Source organism: Serratia sp. GW822-FHT06E05 (assembly GCF_058799445.1).
In genome coordinates this window covers 1-2,827 of record NZ_JBXALM010000019.1, presented here as the reverse complement: position 1 = coordinate 2,827, position 2,827 = coordinate 1, and the positions used below count along the sequence as shown (strand labels likewise).

The 2,827-nt window shown below is 52.8% G+C and carries 1 rRNA gene; it reads left to right on the top strand.

The features are described from left to right. Positions 1-20: 20 nt before the first annotated feature. Positions 21-2,827 (top strand): 23S ribosomal RNA (locus AC1RKC_RS24095); the annotation flags it as partial.

Here is a 2,827-nt window from a genome sequence, read left to right as displayed (position 1 = left end):
GAAACACCTTCGGGTTGTGAGGTTAAGTGACTAAGCGTACACGGTGGATGCCTAGGCAGTCAGAGGCGATGAAGGGCGTGCTAATCTGCGATAAGCGTCGGTAAGGTGATATGAACCGTAATAACCGGCGATACCCGAATGGGGAAACCCAGTGCAATTCGTTGCACTATCATACGATGAATACATAGTCGTATGAGGCGAACCGGGGGAACTGAAACATCTAAGTACCCCGAGGAAAAGAAATCAACCGAGATTCCCCCAGTAGCGGCGAGCGAACGGGGAGGAGCCCAGAACCTGAATCAGTTCTTGTGTTAGTGGAAGCGTCTGGAAAGTCGCACAGTAAAGGGTGATAGTCCCGTACACTAAAATGCATTAATTGTGAGTTCGATGAGTAGGGCGGGACACGTGACATCCTGTCTGAATATGGGGGGACCATCCTCCAAGGCTAAATACTCCTGACTGACCGATAGTGAACCAGTACCGTGAGGGAAAGGCGAAAAGAACCCCGGCGAGGGGAGTGAAATAGAACCTGAAACCGTGTACGTACAAGCAGTGGGAGCACCTTCGTGGTGTGACTGCGTACCTTTTGTATAATGGGTCAGCGACTTATATTTTGTAGCAAGGTTAACCGTATAGGGGAGCCGTAGGGAAACCGAGTCTTAACTGGGCGACTAGTTGCAAGGTATAGACCCGAAACCCGGTGATCTAGCCATGGGCAGGTTGAAGGTTGGGTAACACTAACTGGAGGACCGAACCGACTAATGTTGAAAAATTAGCGGATGACTTGTGGCTGGGGGTGAAAGGCCAATCAAACCGGGAGATAGCTGGTTCTCCCCGAAAGCTATTTAGGTAGCGCCTCGTGAACTCATCTTCGGGGGTAGAGCACTGTTTCGGCTAGGGGGCCATCCCGGCTTACCAAACCGATGCAAACTCCGAATACCGAAGAATGTTATCACGGGAGACACACGGCGGGTGCTAACGTCCGTCGTGAAGAGGGAAACAACCCAGACCGCCAGCTAAGGTCCCAAAGTCATGGTTAAGTGGGAAACGATGTGGGAAGGCATAGACAGCCAGGATGTTGGCTTAGAAGCAGCCATCATTTAAAGAAAGCGTAATAGCTCACTGGTCGAGTCGGCCTGCGCGGAAGATGTAACGGGGCTAAACCATGCACCGAAGCTGCGGCAGCGACGCTTAGGCGTTGTTGGGTAGGGGAGCGTTCTGTAAGCCGTTGAAGGTGACCTGTGAGGGTTGCTGGAGGTATCAGAAGTGCGAATGCTGACATAAGTAACGATAAAGCGGGTGAAAAGCCCGCTCGCCGGAAGACCAAGGGTTCCTGTCCAACGTTAATCGGGGCAGGGTGAGTCGACCCCTAAGGCGAGGCCGAAAGGCGTAGTCGATGGGAAACAGGTTAATATTCCTGTACTCGGTGTTACTGCGAAGGGGGGACGGAGAAGGCTAGGCTAGCCGGGCGACGGTTGTCCCGGTTTAAGCGTGTAGGGGGAGTGACCTGGTAAATCCGGTTACTTATTTAACCCTGAGGCGTGATGACGATGCACTACGGTGCAGAAGTAGTTGATGCCAAGCTTCCAGGAAAAGCCTCTAAGCATCAGGTAACACAGAATCGTACCCCAAACCGACACAGGTGGTCAGGTAGAGAATACCAAGGCGCTTGAGAGAACTCGGGTGAAGGAACTAGGCAAAATGGTGCCGTAACTTCGGGAGAAGGCACGCTGGCGCGTAGGTGAAGAGACTTGCTCTCGGAGCTGAAGCCAGTCGCAGATACCAGCTGGCTGCAACTGTTTAATAAAAACACAGCACTGTGCAAACACGAAAGTGGACGTATACGGTGTGACGCCTGCCCGGTGCTGGAAGGTTAATTGATGGGGTCAGCCGCAAGGCGAAGCTCTTGATCGAAGCCCCAGTAAACGGCGGCCGTAACTATAACGGTCCTAAGGTAGCGAAATTCCTTGTCGGGTAAGTTCCGACCTGCACGAATGGCGTAATGATGGCCAGGCTGTCTCCACCCGAGACTCAGTGAAATTGAACTCGCTGTGAAGATGCAGTGTACCCGCGGCAAGACGGAAAGACCCCGTGAACCTTTACTATAGCTTGACACTGAACATTGAGCCTTGATGTGTAGGATAGGTGGGAGGCTTTGAAGCGTGGACGCCAGTCTGCGTGGAGCCAACCTTGAAATACCACCCTTTAATGTTTGATGTTCTAACTCGGCCCCATAATCTGGGGTGAGGACAGTGTCTGGTGGGTAGTTTGACTGGGGCGGTCTCCTCCCAAAGAGTAACGGAGGAGCACGAAGGTTAGCTAATCACGGTCGGACATCGTGAGGTTAGTGCAAAGGCATAAGCTAGCTTGACTGCGAGAGTGACGGCTCGAGCAGGTACGAAAGTAGGTCTTAGTGATCCGGTGGTTCTGAATGGAAGGGCCATCGCTCAACGGATAAAAGGTACTCCGGGGATAACAGGCTGATACCGCCCAAGAGTTCATATCGACGGCGGTGTTTGGCACCTCGATGTCGGCTCATCACATCCTGGGGCTGAAGTAGGTCCCAAGGGTATGGCTGTTCGCCATTTAAAGTGGTACGCGAGCTGGGTTTAGAACGTCGTGAGACAGTTCGGTCCCTATCTGCCGTGGGCGTTGGAAGATTGAGAGGGGTTGCTCCTAGTACGAGAGGACCGGAGTGAACGCACCACTGGTGTTCGGGTTGTCATGCCAATGGCACTGCCCGGTAGCTAAGTGCGGAAAAGATAAGCGCTGAAAGCATCTAAGCGCGAAACTTGCCTCGAGATGAGTCTTCCCTGGGCCTTTAAGG